The sequence below is a fragment of the Amycolatopsis sp. NPDC003731 genome, assembly GCF_053586895.1.
Map to the genome: position 1 here is coordinate 1 of NZ_JBSFNC010000155.1, position 20870 is coordinate 20870.

The following is a 20870-nucleotide window of genomic DNA, read 5'->3' on the forward strand; positions in this document are numbered from 1 at the left end:
GCGGTGATGGCGGCGTCGACGATCGCGTGGTCGCGGTCGTCGGCCGGGGCGAGCCTCGGACGTCCCGAATGAGTCATTCGCGACACCGCTGGCGCGCCCGACTTCGCCGGAACCGGCCGGCAAGGGTCGGAACACACCCGGCCACCACGGCACCCACACCCCCCGCAACCCCGATCCGAAGCCAGAACACGGCCGGCGGCGCCGGGTCAAGGCACGCTTTCCCGCCTTGACGCGGTGCCGCCGGCCGTAGTCACCATCGGGCTTCGGGGTGGCGGCACCCGCTCACCCGACGACTTCGGATACCGGAACGGAACTCCACCAAGACGCCCACTCACCCGGCGTTCACCAGCTCGCGCCGCTCAACCCGGGCCCGCGTCCCGGTCCCCACCGCGGCCACCGCCAGCAGCAGCCACACCGCCACCACCGCGATCAGCCACGACCACCCCGCATGCCCGTACACCCACGCCCCCGCAGCTCCGCCGACGCTGCTGCCGAGGTAATACGTCGCCGTGTACATGCCGCCCACCTGGCCGCGGGCCGTCTCCGGGGCGTCCGCCGCGGCCCAGCCGTTCGCCACTGCGTGGGCCGCGAAGAATGCGCAGGTCAGCACCAAGAATCCCGCGATGACCAGCGGCAACGAGTCCGGCAACGTCAGGGCCGCGCCCGTCGCCGTCAGCAGCAACGCTCCGATCAACGCCCGGCGGCGCCCCACCCGGGCCACCAGGCGCCCGGCCGCCGCCGACGACACCGAGCCCGTTGCGTAAGCCAGGAAGACCAGCGAAGCCACCGCCGGCGACAACTCCAGCGGGGACCCCGTCAACCGGAAACCCGCCGCGTTGTACAGGGCGACGAACGAACCCATCGCCAGCAACGCGACCGCGTACTGCGCCAGCAGCACCGGCTTGCTCAGCGCCGTCAGGAGCCCGCGGCCGACGCCACCGGCACGGCCCGGTCGCGGGCCCGGCGGCAGCGTCACGACCGTCACCGCGGCACACACCGCCCCGACACAGGCCACGACCAGCAGGGCGCCGCGCCAGCCGAGGGGGCCTGCCGTGAAGCCGCTGGCCAGCCGGCCGAGCATGCCGCCGATCGTGTTGCCCGCGATCATCGCTCCGACCGCCGCCGCGACGCCCGCGCGGCCCAGGCGCTCCGCCAGATACGCGGCCGCCACGCCGGGGAAGCCCGCGATCGCGACGCCCTGCAGCGCCCGCAACACCAGCAGGGCCGGGTACGTCGGCATCAGCGGCAGCAGGAGGCCGAACACCACCGACGCGATGACCGACGTCAGGATCACCGGGCGGCGGCCGACCACCTCCGACAGCGCCGCGATCGGCAGCACCGCGATGGCCAGCGCGCCGGTCGCCACGCTCACCGCGAGCGCCGCGCCACCCGGGTCCAGGTGGTACTGCGCCGCCAGCTGCGGCAACACCGGCTGTGGCGCGTAGAGCAGGGCGAACGAGGAGATCCCGGCCGCGGCGACGGCCGTCTTGACTCGGCGGGTGGAGGTCACCTCCCGAAAGTAAGCAGGACTAACCAATACGTCTAATGCACCCGGGTGGCACAATCGATACGGTGTCGTATGACTCGCTGTCCGCGCAGGTCGCGCCGCACCTGCCATTGCTCGCCGCGCTCCGGGAGACGAGGAACGTCACACGCGCGGCCGAACTGCTGGGTGTCCCGCAACCGACCGTCAGCCGCCGGCTCGCGGCGCTGGCGGACGCGCTCGGGGCGCCACTGACCGTTCCGGACGGCCGTGGCATCCGGCTGACGCGCGCGGCAGAGCTGCTCGCCGAGGCGGCCGAGCGTGGGCTGGCGGCGCTCGACGCCGGCGTGCGGCTGGCGCGCGAGGAGGTGTCGCCGGAGTCGGGGCACGTCGTGCTCGGGTTCCTGCACCTGCTCGGGCGGTCGCTGGTGCCGTCGCTGCTGCGCGGGTACCGGGCGCGCTACCCCGGCGTGCGGTTCACGCTGGTCCAGGGCTCGCGCCAGGACATGGTCGACCGGCTGACCGGCGGCGAGCTGGACCTCGCCCTGGTGGCGCCGCTGCCCGACGTGCCGGTGCTGGCCGGCGCGGGCCTGGTGGACGAGGAGATCCTGCTGTCGGTTCCGGCGGGCCACCGGCTGGCGGGACGCCGGGAGGTGCGGGTGGCGGAACTCGCCGACGAGGAGTTCGTGCTGCTCGAGCAAGGGTACGGCGTCCGGACGCTGACGGACGAGCTCTGCGCGGCAGCGGGCTTCACGCCGCGGATCGCGTTCGAAGGCCAAGAGTCGGACACCGTGCGCGGCCTGGTGGCGGCGGGCCTGGGCGTGGCACTGCTGCCGCGGTTCGGGCCGGGCACGCCGGCCGGCGTGGCGGAAGTGCCGCTGGCGCCGCCGCCGTTCCGGACGATCGGGCTCGTGTGGCGGGCGGAGGAGCCGCTGACCCCGGCGGTCACCGGGTTCCGCGACCACGTCCTGGAAACGGCCGGCCGTCAGCCCAGCGAAGCCGCCAGTTCCACCAGCGTCCGCGCGGCGAAGCCCGTCGCGCCCGGGACCACCTCGTCGTAGTTCTTCTCCGACCGGGCCGGGCCCGCGATGTCCAGGTGCGCCCACGGCAGGCCCGAGGTGAACTCCCGCAGGAACAACGCCGCCGTGATGCCGCCCGGGCCGCCGGGCGTCTGCCGGACGTCGCCGAACTCGCCGCGGACGTTCTCCGCGTAGTCCTCCACCAGCGGCATCCGCCACCACGCCTCGCCCACGCGCGCGCCCGCCGAAACCACCGCGGCCGCCAGCGAAGAGTCCGAGGCGAACAGGCCGCCCGTGCGCAGGCCGAGCGAGACCTTCATCGCACCGGTCAGCGTCGCCGCGTCGACCACGTAGTCCGGTGAGAACCGGCGGATCCCGTAGACCAGCGCGTCGGCCAGGACCATCCGGCCCTCGGCGTCGGTGTTGCCCACCTCGGTCGTCTTGCCGCCGTAGTGCCGGACGATGTCGCCCGGCCGGTACGACGACCCCGACACGTGGTTCTCCGCGCACGGCACCAGCGCCGTCACCCGGACCGGCAGCCCCAGCGCCGCGATGGCCCGGATCGCCGAAATCACCGCCGCGCCGCCCGCCATGTCCGTGCGCATCAGGTGCATCCCGTCGGCCGGCTTGATCGACAGGCCGCCCGTGTCGAACGTGATGCCCTTGCCCACCAGGAGCAGGTGCGTCGAAGCCCCCGGCGGCTGGTACGCCATCTCGATCAGCCGCGGCGGCCGCGCGGAACCGCCGCCGACGGCCAGCACGCCGCCGAAACCTTCGGCCGCGAGCCACTTCTCGTCCCGCACCGTCACCTCGACGCGCGGGCCGGCCACGCGGGCGGCCGTGTCCGCCAGCCAGGCCGGGGTCTTCACGTTGGACGGCGTGTTCGCGAGGTCCCGCGTCAGCGCCGTCGCCGCGGCCAGCGCCGAAGCGTGCTCGACCAGCGCCGGCAACGCCGGGTCCTCCCCCACGAGCCGGATCGTCCGCACGGACGGCGAAGGCGCTTCGCCGGTCACCTTGTACCGGTAGCCGCCCAGCAGGAGGCCCAGCGCGAGTTCGGTGACGTGCTCGCCGGAGGCCTCCTCGGGCAGTTCCAGCTGCACCGCGCGGAACGCTTTTCCGCCGTTCTCGACGTCTTCGGCCAGCGCCGCGTTCAGCGCGCGGACCAGCGCCGCGCCCGTCTTGCGGTACTCCTTCGGCTCACCGCCGCCGAGGCCCGCGATCCAGCGCGGCCCGCTGCCGGGCACCGTCTGGACGTCGCCCGCCTTGCCGGTGATCCGGACGCCCTCGATCTCCAAGGGCTCGACGTCATCGTTGTCGGGCGCGGCCACCAGCCGGGCCGTCGGGACGCCGCGGCGGAGGTCGGCCGCGACTTCGATGTCGAGCAGAGTAGCCGGAACGGGCGGTAGCGGATTACGCACAGTGAGCAACCTTCGGGCGCAGAGGAACCGCGACCCCGGCCTCCGCAGGGAGACCGGGGTGCGACGGAAGGACGGATCGAGGGAGCCGGCTCAGCCGGTGACCTCCGCCAATGCGGCGCCGAGGTCCTTCGCTTCTTCCGCGGAGAGTTCGACGACGAGTCGCCCACCACCTTCGAGCGGTACGCGCATCACGAGGCCCCGCCCCTCCTTAGTCACTTCGAGGGGACCATCTCCGGTCCGGGGCTTCATGGCCGCCATAGCGTGCTCCCTCCGTCTCAACCGGCGCGCCCGGGTCGCGCTCGCGTGAAAGCCAGCCGGGTCTGGTGTCCATTGTCCCTCATCAGCGGCCGGGCGCATCAGCGGACCGATCTTTTGCCGCCGTATCGGTGCTGGTATGCGGCCCGCGCGAGGTGAAAGACTCTCGGCCGACCGAAGTTTTCCGCGCAAGGAGAAGACGTGACCACATCCGACGTCCTGTTGACCGCCGACGCCGACGGGGTGCGCACCCTCACCCTCAACCGGCCGCAGGCGTACAACTCGCTGACCGTGGAGCTGAAGGAAGCACTGCTCGCGGCACTGCGCGAGGCGTCCGGCGACGAGGGAGTCCGCGCGGTCGTGCTGACCGGTTCCGGCAAGGCGTTCTGCGCCGGCCAGGACTTGAAGGAGCACGTGGGGCTGCTGCAAGCGGGTGACCCCGCCCCGCTACACACCGTGAAGGAGCACTACAACCCGATCGTCAAAGCGATCGTGGCCATGCCCAAGCCGGTGATCGCGGCGGTCAACGGCACCGCCGCCGGCGCCGGGGCCGCCTTCGCCTACGCCAGCGACCTGCGGATCGCCGCCGAGTCGTCGTCGTTCCTGATGGCCTTCGCCAACGTCGGGCTCGGCCCGGACTCGGGCGCGTCCTGGACGCTGCAGCGGCTGGTCGGCTACGGCCGCGCCGCCGAGCTGATGCTGCTGGCCCGGACCGTCGACGCGGCCGAGGCGCTGCGGCTCGGCCTGGTCGGCGAGGTCGTGCCGGACGAAGAGCTCGCCGCCCGCGCCCAGAAGGTGGCGGCGAAGCTCGCGGCCGGCCCGACCGTCGCCTACGCGAAGATCAAGGGCGTGCTCAACCTGGCCGCGCAGTCGACGTTCGAGGAGGCCCTCGACGCCGAGGACGCCGCCCAGACCGCGCTCGGCGCGACCGCCGACCACACCGAGGCCGTCGAGGCCTTCGTCGGCAAGCGCAAGCCGGCCTTCCAGGGCAAGTGACGCCGCGGCTGCTTCCGGGCTCAGGCCGCCCGGAAGCAGCCGGCGACGTGGTCGTCGACCATCCCGGTGGCCTGCATCAGCGCGTAGCACGTGGTCGGGCCGAGGAAGACGAACCCGCGCTTCTTCAGCTCCTTGGCCATCGCCTTGGACTCGTCGGTGATGGCCGGGACGTCGGCCATCGTCTGCGGGCGCTTGTGCGAAGAGGGCGCGAAGGACCACAGCAGATCGTCCAGCGGGGTGTCCAGCGCGGCGATCGCCTGGGCGTTCTTGATCGCGGCCAGGATCTTCGCCCGGTTCCGCACGATCGAGGCGTCCTGCATCAGCCGCTCGACGTCGGCGTCGCCGAACTTCGCCACCTTCGCCGGCTTGAACCGCTTGAACGCCTTCCGGAAGCCTTCGCGCTTGCGCAGGATCGTGATCCACGACAGCCCCGACTGGAACGACTCGAGGCACAGCCGCTCGTACAGCTCGTCCTGCCCGTGGAGCGGAACACCCCACTCCTCGTCGTGGTACGCAGCGTAATCCGGGGTCGAATTGCCCCAGCTGCACCGCGCGACGCCGTCGGCGCCGAGAAGCTCACTCATCCCCACCCACCGAATAGTTTTCCGCGAACCGCGCGAACCGCCGCAGCGACAGGCGCACCCCCAGCGCGAACGCCGGCCGCACGACCGGCCAGCCGAGCCGGCCCAGCGGCCCGAACGGCAGCCGCAGGTGCTCGGCCCACACGAACGTCGAGCGCGCCGCGCCCTTCGGGACGACCTGGAACACGCCGGTGCCGGCCACGACGCTGCCGAGGTGCCGGACCCCGCACCGCACCGGCGGCTCCCAGCTGGTGATCTCCATGGTGTCGGTGAAGCCGACCCCGGCCACGCCGGTGAACGCCGAGAGCCGCGAGCCGACGCTGCGGCCGTTGCCCTCGACCACCTCGACGTCGGTGCCGAGCATCCACTCGCCCTGGCGCGCCCAGTCGGTCAGCGCGAGCCAGGTCGTCCCGGCCGGGGCGCGGACGTCGACCGAGAGGATCAGGTCCGTCACGGGGAAGCCTCGGGCGAGGACGTGCTCTCCCGCTCGCGTTCGCGCTGCTCCAGTTCGGCGACGCGGGCGCGCAGCTCGTCGAGCTCGACGCCGAGCCGCCGCATCACCCAGTCCACTTCGGACATCTTGTAGCCGCGCAGCACCAGCTGGAACCGGACCTCGGTCAGGTCCTCGCCGGTGATGTCCTCGGCGGGCAGCCGGGTGGGCGAGCTGCCCGGCGGCAGCGGGGCGAGCTCCTCACCCCGGCCGAACACCACCGCGGCGAGCAGGAACACCACGGCCGCCACCAGCAGCATGACTACGAGGTAGATCAGCGCGGTCGTCACGCGACGATCGTGGCATACCCACCCCAGGATCGTCTCGCGAGCACGACGAGCCGGACGGAAAGCGCCACCCAGGCGACCATCAGCAGGACGCAGGGAACGCTCAAGAACAGCCGGGAGACGTCGACGAGGCCGGTCGAGCCGATCACCAGCCCCACCGAGGCCAGGTTGATGCCGACGGCCAGCGCGATCAGCGCGCCGCAGAACCGGGACAGCCGGACGGCGTCGAGCCGGCGCGACAGCCACCGGATGCCGACCAGGGCGATCAGGCCGATCACCGGCACGACGAACACGGCACCGTGCGTGGCGTGCGCGATCACGCGGTACCACTCCGGCGTCGGCGTCGAAAGTTTCGTCCACTCGCCGAAGGTGAGGATCCGCGCGTAGTCCCACGCGATCTGCATCGCCGGGACGCCCAGCACCAGCTTCCACAGCGTCCGGACGCCGCTGAGCATGCCCAGCTCGGCCTGGTAGTCGCGGGCGACGACGGCCGCCGGGCCGAAGTCGGCGACGGCCCGGCGCTGCGCGTCCTCGTCGCTCCAGCCGCCCGCGCGGTAGGCGTCGGCGGCGTCGTGCAGCCCGTCGCGGGCCTCACCGAGCAGGTCGGCCTTGAACCGGCCGCAGCCGTGCAGCCTGCGGTCCAGCTCCCCCAGGTACTCGTCGATCATGTCCCCAGCACTCCCCCGATGACCGTGGTGAACTCCCGCCACTCGGCGCGTTCCGCGGCCAGGGCCTGCTCGCCGGAGCGGGTGAGCCGGTAGGTCCGCCGCTTGCGGCCGGACACGACGTCCCATTCGCTGGCCAGCCAGCCGGCCCGCTCGAGCCGGCGCAGCGCCGGGTACACGGTGCCGGTGGGCAGGTCGAGCGCGCCGTCGCTGCGCAGCTGGAGGGCCTCGATGATCGCGTAGCCGTGCAGTTTCCGGCCGTCGAGCACGGCCAGCAGCAACGCGTCGAGGTGTCCGCGCAGGGTGTCCGCCTTCATGGGTATGCAGTCTACACGTCGGCTCACTACATGTAGGCAGGCTATGTGTAGCCTGCCTACATGAACGCTCTTCCGATCGCGAGACTCCAGTTCGCGACGACGACCTCGTTCCACTTCCTGTTCGTGCTGCTCACGCTGGGGCTGGTCACGCTGGTGGCGGTGCTGCAGACGCGCTGGACGCTCGGCGGCAAGCCGGAGCTCCTGCGGATGACGCGCTTCTGGGGCCGCCTGTACGTGATCAACTACGCGCTCGGGATCGGCACCGGCATCGTGATGGAGTTCCAGTTCGGGCTGACCTGGACCGGCCTGTCCGCCTTCGCCGGCGACGTCTTCGGCGCGCCGCTGGCCATCGAGACGCTGGTCGCGTTCTTCCTCGAATCGACCTTCCTCGGCCTGTGGATCTTCGGCTTCGGGCGGATGAACAAGTGGCTGCACCTGACGCTGCTCTGGCTGGTCACGCTGACCGCGTACGCGTCGGCGCTGTTCATCATGCTGGCCAACTCGTTCCTCCAGAACCCGGTCGGCAGCCGGGTCGAGGACGGCAGCCTGCGCCTCGACGACTTCGGCGCGCTGTTCTCGAACCCTGCGCTGGTCGCGTCCCTGCCGCACGTCCTCAGCGCCGCGTTGGTGACCGGCGGGTTCTTCGTCGTCGGCGTCAGCGCCTGGCACTTCCTCAAGCGCACCACCGAGGTCGAGTTCTTCCGGCGGTCGATGCGAATCGGTGTGGTGGCGGCGCTCGTCGGCTCGATCTTCGTCGTCAACCAGGGCTTCGCGCAGTTCGGCGAGCTGAAGACGTACCAGCCGGACAAGCTGGGCGAAAGCGCGGTCGGCGTGCCGCTCGGCGCCATGATCGGGCTGGGGTTCCTGATGTTCCTCTGCGCGCTCCTCGGCACGCTCCTGCTGTTCCGGAACTGGCTCACGAAGGCGCGGTTCCTGCACTACCTGATGGTCGCGGCCATCCCGCTGCCATTCGCCGCCGCGATCATGGGCTGGCTGGTGCGCGAGCTCGGCCGCCAGCCGTGGCTGGTCTGGGGGAAGCTGCGCACCGCCGACGCGATCGCGGACGTCCCGGCCGGCCAGATCCTGTTCTCCTTCATCGCTTTCACACTGCTGTTCGCCGCGCTCGCGGTGGCCGACTGGGTGCTCATGGCGCGCGTCGCCAAGCGCGGCCCGGAGCCGGCCGAGGCGCCCGCCGGACAGCCCGTCCTGAGCGGAGTCTGACCGATGACGACCTTCTGGTGGGGCATCCTGGGCCTGCTGACCTGCGGCTACTTCGCGCTGGCCGGGTACGACTACGGCGTCGGCATGCTGCTGCCCGCGTTCGAGGCCGACGAGCGTCGGCGGCGTCAGACGCTCGGTGCGCTCGGGCCGTTCTTCCTGGCCAACGAGGTGTGGCTGATCGCGGCCGTCGGCCTGCTCTTCGGCGCGTTCCCGCACCTGGAGGGCAAGGTGTTCGCCGGGGCGTACGTCCTGGTCGTGACGCTCCTGCTCGGCCTGGTGACGTTCACCGCGTCGATGCAGCTGCGCAGCCGCCGCCCGGACGCCCGCCGCGGCGCCTGGACGGCGGGCATCGTCGGCGGTGCGCTGGTGACGGCGCTGTCGTGGGGCCTGTTCCTCGGCAACCTCGTCCTCGGGCTGCCGCTGTCCCCGGACGGCTCGCCTTCGGGAGACGTCCTCGCGTTGTTCTCCCCGTACGCGGTGCTGTGGGGACTCGGGTTCGTCGCGCTGTTCTGCTTGCAGGGCGCGGCTTTCCTGGCCGTGCGGGCCCCGGCCGAGCTGGCCGGCCGCGCGGTGCGGCTGGCGCGCGCCTTCTCGGCGCCGGTGCTGGCGTTCCTCGTGATCGCCGCGGTATGGGGCTTCTTCGCGCTCGACGGCGGTTCGGTGCTCGGTGCGGTCGTGGCCGCGGTGGCGTTCGCGGCGTTCGCCGTGGCCCGGCTCGGGCTGGCGGCGCGGCGGTACCGGGTCGCGCTCGTCGGGTCGATGGTCCTGGCCGCCTGCCCGGCGCTGCTCGCCGGGACGCTGCGGTTTCCCACCGTGCTGGCTTCGCCGGGGTACGCGCTGACGCTCGACCAGGCGGCGACGGCGGCGGAGACGTTCGCCGTGCTCGCCTGGTTCGCACCACCCGCGGTGCTCGTGCTGGTGGTGGTGCAGTGGCTGACCTGGCGCGCCCACCGCCGTCCCGTCGACCAGCGCTCGCTGCTGCACTTCTAGGGGGACGTCGTGCCTGCACTGCCCGGACTCCGGCGGTACCTGCTCGCGTTGGGAGTGCTCGCGGTGCTCACCGCGGCTTCGGTGCTCCTCCAGGCCGAAGGGCTCGCCACGCTGCTCACCGGTGGCGGCGTATCGCTGCTCCTGGTCGTGGCCATCGCCGCGCGGACTTTGCTCGCGTGGGGACACGGCGTCCTCAATGGACGGTTCGCGGCGTCGGTCCGCGGTGCGCTGCGGCGCCGGCTGCTCGGGTCCGCTTCGGACCGGGCCGGCGTCGTCGCGACGCAGATCACGCGCGGGGTCGACGCCACGGACAGCTACCTGACCGGGTACCTGCCGTCCCTGGTGGTGTCGGTGGTGGTGCCGGTCGCGGTGATCGTGCGGCTGTTCACCACGGACCTGACCTCGGCGCTGGTCGTGGTCGTCACCTTGCCGCTGATCCCGGTGTTCGCGGTCCTGGTCGGGAAGCAGGCGAAGGCGGCCGTCCAGTGGGAGCTGCTGACGAAGCTGGGCGGGCACTTCCTGGACGCCGTCCGCGGGCTCGGGACGTCGAAGGTGTTCGGCCGGGCCGCCGAGCAGGCCGCGACCGTACGTTCGATGGCGGCCGCGCACGCCGACGCGACCATGAAGACGTTGCGGGTGGCGTTCCTTTCGGCGCTGGTCCTGGAACTGGTGGCGACGCTCTCGGTCGCGCTGGTCGCGGTGCCGATCGGGTTCCGGCTGCTCTCGGGCGGGCTGGAAGCGCGGCCGGCGCTGCTGATCCTGCTGCTGACACCCGAGGCGTACCTGCCGCTGCGGGCGGCGGGCGCGAAGTTCCACGCGGCGGCGGAAGGGCTGGCGGCGCTGCGGGAGGCCCTCGCCGTGCCGGTCGTCCGGTCCCGCTCGGCGGTTCTCACCCGGCGGCGGGGTGCGCCTTCGGTCGTCTTCGAGCGGGTCTCGGTCGCCTACGACGGGGTGCCGGCACTGTCCGAAGTGGACTTCTCGGTGCCGCCCGGGGCGCGGGTGGCGCTGGCCGGGCCGAGCGGGGCGGGCAAGAGCACGGTGCTGGCGGTGCTGCTGGGATTCGTGCCGCCGTCCGCGGGCCGGGTCCTGGTCGACGGGGTGGACCTGCGTTCCCTGTCGCCCGCGGACTGGCTGGCCGACGTGGCGTGGGTGCCGCAGCGGCCGACGTTGTTCCGGGGGCCGCTGGCTTCGAACATCGCTCTCGGCGTCCCCTCGGCGGACATCCCGGCGGCGGCCCGGGCGGCGGCCCTGGACTCGGTGGCGGCGGGGCTCCCGGCGGGTTACCAGACGCCGGTGGGTGAGCTGGGCGAAGTCCTGTCGGCCGGGCAGCGGCAGCGGGTAGGTCTCGCGCGGGCGCTCGCCCGGACTTCGGCGGGCTTGCTCCTCCTCGACGAGCCGACGGCACGGCTGGACGCCAAGACGGAGGACACCGTGCTGTCGGCGACCCGGCGGCTGCTCCCGGGCCGGACGGCGGTGCTGGTGGCCCACCGCCCGGCGATGGTCTCCCTGGCCGACCGGGTCATCGAACTCCGGGGCGGCCGCGTCGGCGCGGAGGTGGCGGCGTGAACCCGTCCGCCAAGGACGTCCTCCGGCTCCTCCGCGCCGCCCTGCTCGGGGCCGCCGCCGAGCTGGCCGCCCTGGCCCTCATGGCCACCGCCGCCTGGCTGCTGCTGCGGGCCGCCGAACGGCCGCCGCTCGCCGCCCTCACCGTCGCCATCGTCGCCGTCCGCACCCTCGCCCTCCTCCGCGGTGGCCTCCGGTACGCCGAACGGCTCGCCGGGCACGACGTCGTCCTCCGGTGGCTCGGCGCGCTGCGGACCCGCGTCTACCAGGCTCTCGTCCCCGGGACCCGGTACTCCGGCGGCGACCTCGTCACCCGGCTGGTGTCCGATGTGGACGCTCTGCAGGACGCCGTCCTGCGGTGGCTGCTGCCTGCCGGGGTCGCCGGGCTCGTGGGGGCCGTCGCCGTCGGTGTCACGGCCACCGCGTCGCTGCCGGCCGCCGGGGCGCTGGCTGCCGGGCTGGTCGTCGCGGGGGTGGTTCTTCCGTGGCTGGTCGTCCGCCTCACCGCCGAGGCGGCGCGGGACAGTGCCCCGAAGCGGGCCGAACTCGCCGAGCGGGCCGTCGAGCTCGTCACCGGGCACCGGGAGCTCGTCGCCGCCGGAGCGCTCGAAGAACACCGGCAACGCGCCACGCACGTCGTCGGCGAGATCACCGCGGGCGAGCGGGTGGCCTCGGCCAAGACCGCCCTGCTCAGCGCGGCCGGCGTGCTCGTGCAGCTGGGCACCGCCGTCGCCGTCGCGCTGCTCTGCCACGCCTCGGTTCCGTGGACCGCGGCACTGACCCTGGCGGCGGTGACGGCCTTCGAGGTCGTCCTCCCGCTGATCGGCGCGGCCCGGCGCGTGCCCGAGATCCGCGCGTCCGCCGCCCGGGTGCGGGCCGTGCTCGCCGAACCCGCCGTCCCGGACGGCACCCGTACCGCGCGAGCCGGCCATTTCCGGCTCGAAAAGGCCGGTGTCCGGCACCCCGGACGGCCCCCGGCGCTCAAGGACGTCGACCTCGACCTGCCGCCCGGCAAGCGCGTCGGGATCCTCGGACCCAGCGGCGCCGGGAAGACGACGCTGCTCCGCCTCCTGCTCGGCACCCAGGCGCCCACCGACGGCCGGGTCACCCTCGACGGCCATCCACTGGGCGAGTACCGGGACCTGCCGGCGGTCGTCTCGGGCGCCGAAGCCGACGCCCACGTCTTCCACGCGACCGTCCGCGAGAACCTCCTGCTCGCCAAGCCTGACGCGACTGACGACGAGCTGCGGGAAGCCTGCGGAACCGCCGGCTTCGACCTGGACCTCGACCGCGATACCGGCCCCGACGGCGAGGCGCTGTCCGGCGGTCAGCGGCAGCGGCTGGTCCTCGCCAGGGCCGTCCTGGCCGCACCGAAGGTCCTGGTGCTCGACGAGCCCGTCGAAGGCCTCGACCCGGCCCACGGCGACGCCGTCCTGGCGCGGGTCCTCGCGAAGGCCGAAGGCAGCGTGGTGCTCGTCACCCACCGCCCCGAGCACCTCGCCGGCTTCGACGAGGTCCTCACCCTCGAGGACGGGCGAGTACGTCCCGCATCGGCGGCCGGTCGGCGACCCGGACCTCCGTGACGTCCGGCAGCCACTCCTCGTCGACCTGCACGAACTGCGTGAACGGCGCGTCGGCCGCCGGGACGCCGCAGCGGTCGAGCGCGGTGCCGAGGATCTGCCGGGACATCGCGCCCAGCTGGGCGAGCGACCGGTTCCGGTGCTTGCGGACACCCAGGTTGACCTGCGCGAGCCCGTCGAGGCCGTACCGCGCCTCGGCGTCGAGCAGCAGGCCGATCTCGACGCCGTAGCCGGCCGCGAACGGCACCGACCCGAGGAAATCGCGGGTACCCGCGTACTCGCCGCCGAGGGGCTGGATCAGGCCGCCGAGCGCCGGGCGCAGCGCCGAGAGCACCGGCCGCGCCAGCAGCTCGGTGACGCGCCCGCCGCCGCTGCTCTCCAGCCGCAGCGGGCGGCGGTAGAAGCCCTTGACCAGGTGGACGCCGCTTTCGGTGACCAGCGGGCCGAGCAGCGAGGGCACGAACGCCGGGTCCGGGCCGACCAGGTCGGAGTCGAGGAAGACGACGAAGTCGCCGCTGGTCGCGGCCAGGGAGCGCCACAGCACCTCGCCCTTGCCGGGCACCGGCGGCAGGTCCGGCAGGACGTCCTCGCGGCGGACCACCCGCGCGCCCGCGGCCTCGGCGGTTTCCACCGTCTTGTCCGTGGAACCCGAATCGACGACGACGAGCTCGTCGACGACATTCCCGAGGAGGGGACGCACCGACGCGACGACGTCACCCACGGTTCGCTCTTCGTCCAGCGCCGGTAGCACGACCGAAACCGTCCGGTCACCCTTCGCGGCCACGATGTCCGCGGGCGTCCAACCGGGCTCCTGCCACGTACGCCGCTCGAACCAACTCACGAGTAACGATCGTGCCATGCTGGGGGCACCGCACCCGAGGAGGAGGACCACTTGATCGCGCTGCTTGTCCGGTTCGTGCTGGGACCGCTGGTCAGGGCGGTGTACCGGCCCGAAGTGCACGGCGTGGAGAACGTGCCGCTCACCGGCCCGGTGCTGCTGGCGGCCAACCACCGGGCCGCCCTCGACACCGGCGTGATCACGTTCGCGACCCCGCGGCAGGTCAAGTTCCTCGGCAAGGCGGAGTACTTCGTCGGCAAGGGCCTCAAGGGCAAGGCCTTGGCGGGCTTTCTCGGCGGCCTCGGCTACGTCCCGGTCGAGCGCGGCAACGCCCAGGCCGGGCTGGCGGCCCTGGAGGCGGCCCGCAAGGTCCTCGACGCGGGCGGCGTCTTCGCGATCTACCCGGAGGGCACGCGGTCACTGGACGGCCGGCTGCACCGGGGCCACACCGGTGTCGCGGCCCTGGCCCTGGCGACCGGCGCGAAGGTGGTCCCGGTCGCGCTGACGGGCACGGAGAAGCTCCAGCCGGGCGGCGCCCGCATCCCCCGGCTGGCGGAGATCGGCATCACGTTCGGCAAGCCCCTGGACTTTTCGCGCTACGAGGGCCAGGACTACGCCCCGGCGATCCGGCGGTCGGTCACCGACGAGGTGATGTACGCGATCCTAGAGATCTCGGGGCAGGAGTACGTGGACACCTACCACAAGCGGCCGAGCGAGGGCGTGGCTTAGTCCGCGAGGGCCGCAACCAACGCGGCCACGTTGTCCGCGTCTTCGGCTCGCACTTCGGCCGCTCGGGTGCCCCGGCGGACGTCCACGTCCGAACCGGGGTGGCGCGAGGTCCAGTCCGCCACCGCCGCCAGGACGACCCCGACTTCGGCCTCCGTCAGGTTGCCGATGCGGACTTCGTCGGTCCCCTGCCGGGTCAAGATCCAGCCGGCCCGCTCGCCCGAGTGGCCGGTGAGGGCGTTGAGCACCTCGAGGACGGCGCCCTCGACGTCGGCCCAGACCGGCCAGCCCAGGATCAGATCCCGGTCGAGGCGGTCGAAGGCGTCGCGGACTTGCGCACCCGCGGGGGTGAGGAGGAGCGGAGGCTCCCCCGAGCCGCTGATCAGGCCGTCACGCTGCAGCCGCCGGAGCATGGCGTTCGTGGCTGGTCCGGAATGCCCGAACCGCTCGGCCAAGCGCGCGGGCGTCGCCCTTCGCCAGCAGTTTCAGTCCGGCCACCCGCTTCGCCGGCGACTCGGAGAGGGCGAGCTCCGACGCCCACGTGAACCGCCGCCACCACTCCTCCCGGCGGCCGGCCAGCCGACCCGCGGGTTCACGACGTCAGATCCCCGGCGGTTCGTTCGCCCATTTCGGCGGGGCCGGCGGTTCGTACGCCTCGAACTTGTCCAGCAGCGCGGCCGGGTCGGCGTCGGTCAGCAGGAGCTTCCGGTAGCCGTCCTGGACGAAGCCCTCCGTCACCATGTGGTCGGCGAACGCCAGCAGCGGCGCGTAGTACCCGTCGACGTCGACCAGACCGATCGGCTTCCCGTGCAGGCCGAGCTGGGCCCACGTCCAGACCTCGAACAGCTCCTCCAGGGTGCCCGCGCCGCCCGGCAGCGCCACGAAGCCGTCGGAGAGGGCCGCCATCTTGGCCTTGCGCTCGTGCATGTCCGCGACCACGTGCAGCTCCGACAGCCCGGCGTGGGCGATCTCGACCGACGACAGCGCCTCCGGGATCACGCCGATCACCTCGCCGCCCGCGGCCAGGGCGGCGTCGGCGACCACGCCCATCGTGCCGACGCTCGCGCCGCCGTACACCAGGCCGATGCCGCGCTGGGCCAGCAGCTTCCCGAGCGCCGCCGCCTGCTCCGCGTACCGGGGCGAAAAGCCCATGGACGAGCCGCAGAAGACACAGATCCGCCGCATCAGTGCGTGTCCTCCCACGCCTGGTAGGACTCCTGGACCACGCGGACGGCGTCGTCGATGTCGTCGGTGACGTGCAGCAGGTCCAGGTCGTGCGGGCTGATCTTGCCCTCGGCCATGACCGAGTTCTTGATCCAGTCGTAGAGGCCGCCCCAGTAGTCGCTGCCGAACAGCACCACCGGGAACTTCGTGACCTTCTTCGTCTGCACCAGGGTCAGCGCCTCGAACAGCTCGTCGAGCGTGCCGAAGCCGCCGGGGAGGCAGATGAAGGCCTGCGAATACTTGATGAACATCGTCTTGCGGGCGAAGAAGTAGCGGAAGTTGACGCCGAGGTCGACCCACGGGTTCAGGCCCTGCTCGAACGGCAGCTCGATGCCGAGCCCGACGGAGAAGCCGCCGGCCTCGGCCGCGCCGCGGTTGACCGCCTCCATCGCGCCCGGCCCGCCGCCGGTCATCACCGCGAACCCGGCGTTGGCCAGCGCCCCGCCGATCTTGCGGCCGAGCTCGTACTCCGGGTTGTCGCGCTTGGTGCGGGCCGAGCCGAACACGGTCACCGCCCGCGGGACCTCGGCGAGCGCGCCGAAGCCTTCGACGAACTCGGCCTGGATCCGCAGCACGCGCCACGGGTCGGTGTGCACCCAGTCGCTCGGGCCGCGCGAGTCCAGGAGCCGCTGGTCGGTGGTGCTGCCCTGGTCGCGGCGGTCGCGGCGCAGCACGACCGGGCCCTTGTGCCGCTCCACCGGGCGTTCGGGGTACTGGCCGTCCGGCCATTCAGACTGTTCGCTCACTTCCCCATGCTACGGCCTGCCCGCCAGCGAGAATGCCAACAGCGCCGTGGAGGTGAAGTCGATGGCGGGCTCGTTGCTGGGCCATGAACTCAGGTCGTCGGCGTAGCGGCTTCCCCGCCCGTCGAAGGATTCATACGGACGGGTGCACTCCGTGGCGCCCGCCGGGAACGGCAGGTCGGCGAAGTTGTCCGCGCCGTTCGGGCCGTTCACGACCGCGCCGTACAGCACTTTCGAAGGTCCGGCGAGGTTCGCGGCCTGGTGGTGCGGGCACTGCGGCGACGTCGTGCCGACGCCGACCACGAGGGAGACGCCCCAGGCGTTGGCCCCGAGGGTGAAGTTCCGTTGCCGCGCGCCGAACGCGGCGTACCGCGCATCGCCGGTGACGCGCTGGTACAGCCGCGCGGTGGCGGCGAAGCCGAAGCTCTTGCTGGCCGCGTCGAAGTCGGTGACGTCGACCGCTGTCCGGAATGGACTCGTCTTCGCCGCCTCGACACCGGAGTCGAGCTGGCGCCGCAGGTCGGCGGCCAGGTCGCGGACGCCGAGCGCCGCGCCCGGGACGCCGGTGCGCAGCAGGCCGGCCAGGTCGGCGTGGGCGAGCGCGCTCGTGTCGTAGAGGTTCAGCGTGCTCGTGTCACCGCTGCCGATGTAGGCCTTCGCCCACTTCGCCGCGTCGCGGGCCCAGCCGTCGGCTCGCGGGTCCTTCAAGGCCCGGGCCGCCAGGGCGAGCTGGGTCGCGCCCAGCTCCAAGTCGTCCTCCCACGACGATTCCGGGTAGTAGGCGTGCGGGAACGCGGTGACGAGCTCGCCGACGCCAGTCGTCTTGGCCTGCGCGAAGACGGCCGCCGCCTCGGTCAGGTAGTGGCGGGCGAGCCGCGGGTCGCGGTGTGCGGACACCTGCGCACCCAGCGCGAACGCCGCCGCGACGCGGCCGGCCAGGTTCGGCGACAGCGGCGCGCCCGCCGGGGCCGCAGGGAACACCGGCCGGTACTTCACGAAGTAGGCGGGGTCGCCGGGCTTGACGTCGAGCGCGTCGTCGTCCTGCGGGTTGCGCCAGACGTCGTGGTCGCCGAGGAAGCCGAACTCCTCGCTGCCGGTGCCGATGCCGACCTGGGCGTACAGCGTCTTCGTGCGGCCGTCCCAGACCTTGTCGAGCCAGTCGAGGCCGAAGCGGACCTCCTTGGCCAGCACCGGATCCGGGTCCTCACGCAGCACGAAACCGAGCTCGGCCAGCGAATACGCGGTGTTGGAGGTGAACTTCACGAAGTCGCCGGCGTCGACCCAGCCGCCTTCGACGTCGACCGGGCCGCCCTGCGGCTTCAGCGGTTCGACGATCTCGTCCCCGCCTTCACCTTCGAACTTCGGCTCCGCGTAGACGGTCGCCGTCCGGTCGGCCAGGTGCGACGGCTTGCGGTCGAGCCGGCCGGGGATGACGTCGTGGCCGTCGCGCTGGGCCTGGAAGAACTCGGTGGTGGCCCGCACCAGCGGGCGGAACAGGCGGCGTGCGGTGTCGATCCGGAACGGCGGCGACGTCGCTCCGGCGGCCGTGACCCGGTACGTGCCCGGTCTGTCCACACCGGACAGATCCAGGTCGAACACCGCCGGGTACCGTGCGTTCCAGGCGCCCAGGCTCGCGCCGGTGCGGCCTTCGCGCACCACCCGGCCGCGCTCGTCGACGACGGCGAACTTCCCGGCCGTGCCGCCGAGCAGGTACGCGTGCTTCGCCTCGCCCAGCGCGTAGCCGACTTGGTCGACCCGGACCTCGGCCGGCGTCGCGGCCTCGGCCGGGGTGGCCGTGAGGGGCACGGCGAGCACGGCCGCCGTCGCGAGGGGAAGCAGGCGCATGATCGGCCTCCACTTTGTTAGGAAAGTTTCCTATTTAGCGGAGAACGCTATCCCGGGGTGCCCGGAGGCGTCAATATGTCCGTTTCCGCGGCCGCGGCGCCGATGACCTACCGTGGGGAGATGACCAGTGCCCCCGCCGAACCGCTCGGAGCGCGGATCCGGCGGCTGCGCACCGGCCGCGGGTGGACCCAGCGCGAGCTGGCCGAGCCGGGGTACGACCGGGGGTTCCTGGCGAAGGTCGAAACCGGCAGCCGCCCGCCGTCGGAGGAGATGCTCGCCTACCTGGCCGGCCGGCTCGGGCTGACCGTCGACGAGCTGCGGTTCGGCCGGCCACCCGGCGTCGCCGACGAGCTGCGCGCCGCGCTGGACGAGGGCTACCGCGACCTGGAGCAGGGCCGGATCGCCGCCGCCGAGGAGCGGTTCGCGGCCGTGGGCAAGCAGGCGGCGGGCTACCACCTCGACGACGTCGAGTGCTACGCCCGGTTCTGCCAGGCCGAGGTGAAGTGGCAACTCTTCGACGTCTCGGGAGCGCAGGAGGCACTGGAGCACGCCGAAGAACTGGCCGGCGCGGCACCGCCGTGGCTGCGGGCGATGATCGTGCACCGGTGGTCGGGCTGCCGGTTCCAGCGCGGCGACGCGGGCACGGCGATCGCGCGGGTCGAGGCCGAGCTGGCCGCGCGGCCGGCCGACCCGGATGCCGAACTGTGCCTGCTCACGGCGTTGATCCACCCGCTGATGGAGATGGGCGGCCTGCACCGGGCCCGCCGCGCGGCCGAGGACGGGCGGCGGCTGGCGCGGGCAGCGACCCGGCCGGACTTCGTCGCGCGGTTCCACCGGCAGGCCTCGCAGGTCTGGCAGGCGACCGGCCGCGCGGACCGCGCGGACGAGGACCTCACCGAGGCGTGCCGGCTGTTCGCGTCCGTCGGGTTCGACCGCGACGCGGCCCGCTGCCGCTGGGCCCGCGGCTACCTGCTGCGCCACCTGAACCGCCTCGACGAGGCCCGCGCGGAACTGACGGCGGCCCGTGACCAGCTGGCGGCGATCGGCGCCGACGAGGGCTTCGCCGGAGCGACGCTCGAACTGGCCGAGGTCCGGCTCCGGCAGGGAGCGCCGGAGGAGGCGGCCTCGCTCGTTTCCGAGGTCCGCGAGCTGCTGTCCCGGGACGTCGAGTCGCTGGGCGAGGCGACCAGCCTGCTGGGCCAGATCGCCGCGGCCCGGGGGGACGCCGAGACGGCGACCCGCCTGCTGCGCGAGGCCTTCGAGATCCAGACGGGGGCATCCCTGCACGGCGCGGCGGTTTCGACCGCCCTGCGACTCGGTGACGCGCTCCGACAACGTGGTCATCTCGACGAAGCCGTCGAGGCCTACCGGCGCGGCCTGGACTCGGCGACCGGCGCCGAGCCGTAACGGACGACACGCGTACCTGGATGGACGACACGCGCATCCAGACGGACGACACATGCGGGAGGGGCGCCGGCTTCGTGTCGTCCAGCTGTGTACGCGTGTCGTCCCTTGGGGTACGCGTGTCGTCCGGTGCGGACCAGCGGGCCCAGTGGTCCGAACCAAAGCAACTTTCCTACGAAAGTCTGTGAATTGGTTCAGACCAGTCCGCTCTTCGCTCGCGACCTGCGGTTTTGTCCGGCTCCGGCCGATCGCCACCGAGCCGCGCTGCTCCGTTCGGCCCATTGACCCGTCCGCGGGCGGAACCTTTACTCGGACGCGTCCGGCGCAATAACAGCAGTTATTCCTCTGGGCACACTCCTCCCCGGTCCCCGGAAAGGTTCCCCATGAGATCCCCACGTGGGCTGGCGGCGATCGCCGGCCTGGCCCTGACGTTCGCGGTGCCGGCGATCCCGGCCGCCGCCGCCCCCCATCCTCCCGCCGCCACCCCGCCCGAGGCGCTCGCCGCCCGCGCCGCCGACCAGGCCGCCCTCAGCGGCGCCGACCGGCTCGCGAAGGGTGCCGGGGAGGCCTTCGTCCGCACCGGAGTCACCCCGGGTGGCGGCGGGCTCTACTACGCCTCCTACCAGCGCACCTACCACGGCCTGCCGGTCATCGGCGGGGACGCGGTGGTCGTCGCCGACGGCGCCGGGCACGTCCGCGGCACCGAAGCCGCGCACACCGCCCCGCTCACCGTCGGCACGCAGGCCACGCTGAAGGCCGAGCAGGCCACGAAGGTCGCCAAGAGCCAGGTTTCCGCCGTGGACAAGGCCGAGGCGCCGAAGCTGGTCGTGCTGGCCGGGGACGCCCCGAAGCTCGCCTACGAGGTCGTCGTCAGCGGCCGCACGAACGGCAAGCCCACCCGCCTGCACGTCTTCGTCGACGGCGCGACGGGGAAGGTCCTCGACACGCGGGACGACGTCCGCGAGGCCGGCACCGGCAACTCCTACTACGCCGGCACCGTCTCGATCGACACCTCCGGCTCCGGCAGCTCGTACTCGATGACCGACCCCGGCCGCCGCGGCATCGCCTGCGGCCGCGAAGGCGGCTCGATCTTCACGAAGAGCACCAACACCTGGGGCAACGGCTCGGGCACCGACCTCGAGACCGGCTGCGTCGACGTCCTCTACAGCGTCCAGACCGAGTGGAAGATGCTCGGCGAGTGGCTCGGCCGCACCGGCATCGACGG

Annotated in this window: 21 protein-coding genes and 1 pseudogene; 9 read left to right on the forward strand and 13 right to left on the reverse strand. The window is 72.9% G+C overall.

Annotated features, from left to right (window positions below; translation table 11 throughout):
- Positions 1 to 331: 331 nt before the first annotated feature.
- Positions 332 to 1510, reverse strand: coding sequence for an MFS transporter (locus ACWDN5_RS39260; protein WP_449679844.1), 1179 nt, complete (start codon positions 1508 to 1510; stop codon positions 332 to 334).
- A gap of 62 nt (positions 1511 to 1572) precedes the next feature.
- Here ACWDN5_RS39260 and ACWDN5_RS39265 point away from each other — a divergent pair, with 62 nt between their 5' ends.
- Positions 1573 to 2544: a LysR family transcriptional regulator gene (locus ACWDN5_RS39265; RefSeq protein WP_449679845.1), complete on the forward strand. Its 972-nt coding sequence runs from the start codon at positions 1573 to 1575 to the stop codon at positions 2542 to 2544.
- Here ACWDN5_RS39265 and ACWDN5_RS39270 read toward each other — a convergent pair.
- Together ACWDN5_RS39270 and ACWDN5_RS39275 are read right to left on the reverse strand one after the other, a co-directional pair.
- Positions 2469 to 3920: a leucyl aminopeptidase family protein gene (locus ACWDN5_RS39270; RefSeq protein WP_449679846.1), complete on the reverse strand. Its 1452-nt coding sequence runs from the start codon at positions 3918 to 3920 to the stop codon at positions 2469 to 2471. The two genes, ACWDN5_RS39265 and ACWDN5_RS39270, sit on opposite strands and share 76 nt — an antisense overlap.
- A 90-nt stretch (positions 3921 to 4010) precedes the next feature.
- Entirely contained in the window at positions 4011 to 4178 is a 168-nt protein-coding gene (locus tag ACWDN5_RS39275; protein WP_013222969.1) for a DUF3117 domain-containing protein, read from the reverse strand.
- Positions 4179 to 4376: 198 nt separating this feature from the next.
- Here ACWDN5_RS39275 and ACWDN5_RS39280 point away from each other — a divergent pair, with 198 nt between their 5' ends.
- A complete protein-coding gene (locus tag ACWDN5_RS39280; RefSeq protein ID WP_310970834.1) occupies positions 4377 to 5171 on the forward strand; it encodes an enoyl-CoA hydratase-related protein in 795 nt (264 codons plus the stop codon).
- Positions 5172 to 5191: 20 nt separating this feature from the next.
- On the opposite strand, the gene ACWDN5_RS39285 is transcribed toward ACWDN5_RS39280, so the two are convergent.
- The 5 genes from ACWDN5_RS39285 to ACWDN5_RS39305 are packed head-to-tail and all read right to left on the reverse strand — an operon-like array spanning position 5192 to position 7511.
- Complete coding sequence (locus tag ACWDN5_RS39285; RefSeq protein WP_449679847.1) at positions 5192 to 5755, reverse strand: DNA-3-methyladenine glycosylase I; 564 nt, start codon at positions 5753 to 5755, stop codon at positions 5192 to 5194.
- Complete coding sequence (locus ACWDN5_RS39290; protein ID WP_310970837.1) at positions 5748 to 6206, reverse strand: SRPBCC family protein; 459 nt, start codon at positions 6204 to 6206, stop codon at positions 5748 to 5750. The genes ACWDN5_RS39285 and ACWDN5_RS39290 overlap by 8 nt, the downstream gene beginning before the upstream one ends.
- Positions 6203 to 6532: a DivIVA domain-containing protein gene (locus ACWDN5_RS39295; protein ID WP_449679848.1), complete on the reverse strand. Its 330-nt coding sequence runs from the start codon at positions 6530 to 6532 to the stop codon at positions 6203 to 6205. The genes ACWDN5_RS39290 and ACWDN5_RS39295 overlap by 4 nt, the downstream gene beginning before the upstream one ends.
- On the reverse strand, positions 6529 to 7197 hold the full coding sequence (locus ACWDN5_RS39300) for a permease prefix domain 1-containing protein (RefSeq protein WP_310970841.1): 669 nt from the start codon (positions 7195 to 7197) through the stop codon (positions 6529 to 6531). Before ACWDN5_RS39300 ends, ACWDN5_RS39295 begins: the two co-directional genes overlap by 4 nt.
- Positions 7194 to 7511, reverse strand: coding sequence for a helix-turn-helix transcriptional regulator (locus tag ACWDN5_RS39305; RefSeq protein WP_091304396.1), 318 nt, complete (start codon positions 7509 to 7511; stop codon positions 7194 to 7196). The genes ACWDN5_RS39300 and ACWDN5_RS39305 overlap by 4 nt, the downstream gene beginning before the upstream one ends.
- A gap of 60 nt (positions 7512 to 7571) precedes the next feature.
- On the opposite strand from ACWDN5_RS39305, the gene ACWDN5_RS39310 reads away from it, so the two are divergent.
- Genes ACWDN5_RS39310 through cydC form a run of 4 tightly spaced genes read left to right on the forward strand, consistent with a single transcriptional unit; the run spans position 7572 to position 12868 of the window.
- Positions 7572 to 8732, forward strand: coding sequence for a cytochrome ubiquinol oxidase subunit I (locus ACWDN5_RS39310; protein WP_449679849.1), 1161 nt, complete (start codon positions 7572 to 7574; stop codon positions 8730 to 8732).
- Between the two features lie 3 nt (positions 8733 to 8735).
- Positions 8736 to 9722, forward strand: a complete 987-nt coding sequence (gene cydB / locus ACWDN5_RS39315) for a cytochrome d ubiquinol oxidase subunit II (RefSeq protein WP_449679850.1) — start codon at positions 8736 to 8738, stop codon at positions 9720 to 9722.
- Between the two features lie 9 nt (positions 9723 to 9731).
- A complete protein-coding gene (gene cydD, locus ACWDN5_RS39320) occupies positions 9732 to 11288 on the forward strand; it encodes a thiol reductant ABC exporter subunit CydD (RefSeq protein ID WP_449679851.1) in 1557 nt (518 codons plus the stop codon).
- Complete coding sequence (cydC, locus tag ACWDN5_RS39325; RefSeq protein WP_449679852.1) at positions 11285 to 12868, forward strand: thiol reductant ABC exporter subunit CydC; 1584 nt, start codon at positions 11285 to 11287, stop codon at positions 12866 to 12868. The genes cydD and cydC overlap by 4 nt, the downstream gene beginning before the upstream one ends.
- Here the strand turns inward: cydC and ACWDN5_RS39330 are convergent.
- Positions 12804 to 13706: a glucosyl-3-phosphoglycerate synthase gene (locus tag ACWDN5_RS39330; protein WP_449679853.1), complete on the reverse strand. Its 903-nt coding sequence runs from the start codon at positions 13704 to 13706 to the stop codon at positions 12804 to 12806. The genes cydC and ACWDN5_RS39330 overlap by 65 nt on opposite strands.
- 51 nt (positions 13707 to 13757) lie before the next feature.
- Between ACWDN5_RS39330 and ACWDN5_RS39335 the strand changes: the two genes are divergently transcribed.
- Entirely contained in the window at positions 13758 to 14432 is a 675-nt protein-coding gene (locus ACWDN5_RS39335; protein WP_449679854.1) for a lysophospholipid acyltransferase family protein, read from the forward strand.
- Here ACWDN5_RS39335 and ACWDN5_RS39340 read toward each other — a convergent pair.
- From ACWDN5_RS39340 to ACWDN5_RS39355, 4 genes and pseudogenes are all read right to left on the reverse strand, one after another.
- A pseudogene (locus tag ACWDN5_RS39340) lies at positions 14429 to 14890 on the reverse strand (hypothetical protein); the annotation flags it as partial. The gene ACWDN5_RS39335 and the pseudogene ACWDN5_RS39340 overlap by 4 nt on opposite strands.
- A gap of 139 nt (positions 14891 to 15029) precedes the next feature.
- Positions 15030 to 15614, reverse strand: coding sequence for an LOG family protein (locus tag ACWDN5_RS39345; RefSeq protein WP_449679855.1), 585 nt, complete (start codon positions 15612 to 15614; stop codon positions 15030 to 15032).
- Positions 15614 to 16399, reverse strand: coding sequence for an LOG family protein (locus ACWDN5_RS39350; protein ID WP_091304403.1), 786 nt, complete (start codon positions 16397 to 16399; stop codon positions 15614 to 15616). The genes ACWDN5_RS39345 and ACWDN5_RS39350 overlap by 1 nt, the downstream gene beginning before the upstream one ends.
- Before the next feature lie 9 nt (positions 16400 to 16408).
- Positions 16409 to 18241 (reverse strand): glycoside hydrolase family 9 protein, encoded by a 1833-nt coding sequence (locus ACWDN5_RS39355; protein ID WP_449679856.1) that lies wholly within the window; start codon positions 18239 to 18241, stop codon positions 16409 to 16411.
- Between the two features lie 120 nt (positions 18242 to 18361).
- Here ACWDN5_RS39355 and ACWDN5_RS39360 point away from each other — a divergent pair, with 120 nt between their 5' ends.
- Positions 18362 to 19648 carry a helix-turn-helix domain-containing protein gene (locus ACWDN5_RS39360; protein ID WP_449679857.1) on the forward strand — a complete coding sequence of 429 codons (1287 nt, stop codon included), beginning with the start codon at positions 18362 to 18364 and terminating at the stop codon, positions 19646 to 19648.
- A gap of 380 nt (positions 19649 to 20028) precedes the next feature.
- Positions 20029 to 20870: PepSY domain-containing protein (locus ACWDN5_RS39365; RefSeq protein ID WP_449679858.1), on the forward strand; the 842-nt coding region annotated here is incomplete at its 3' end.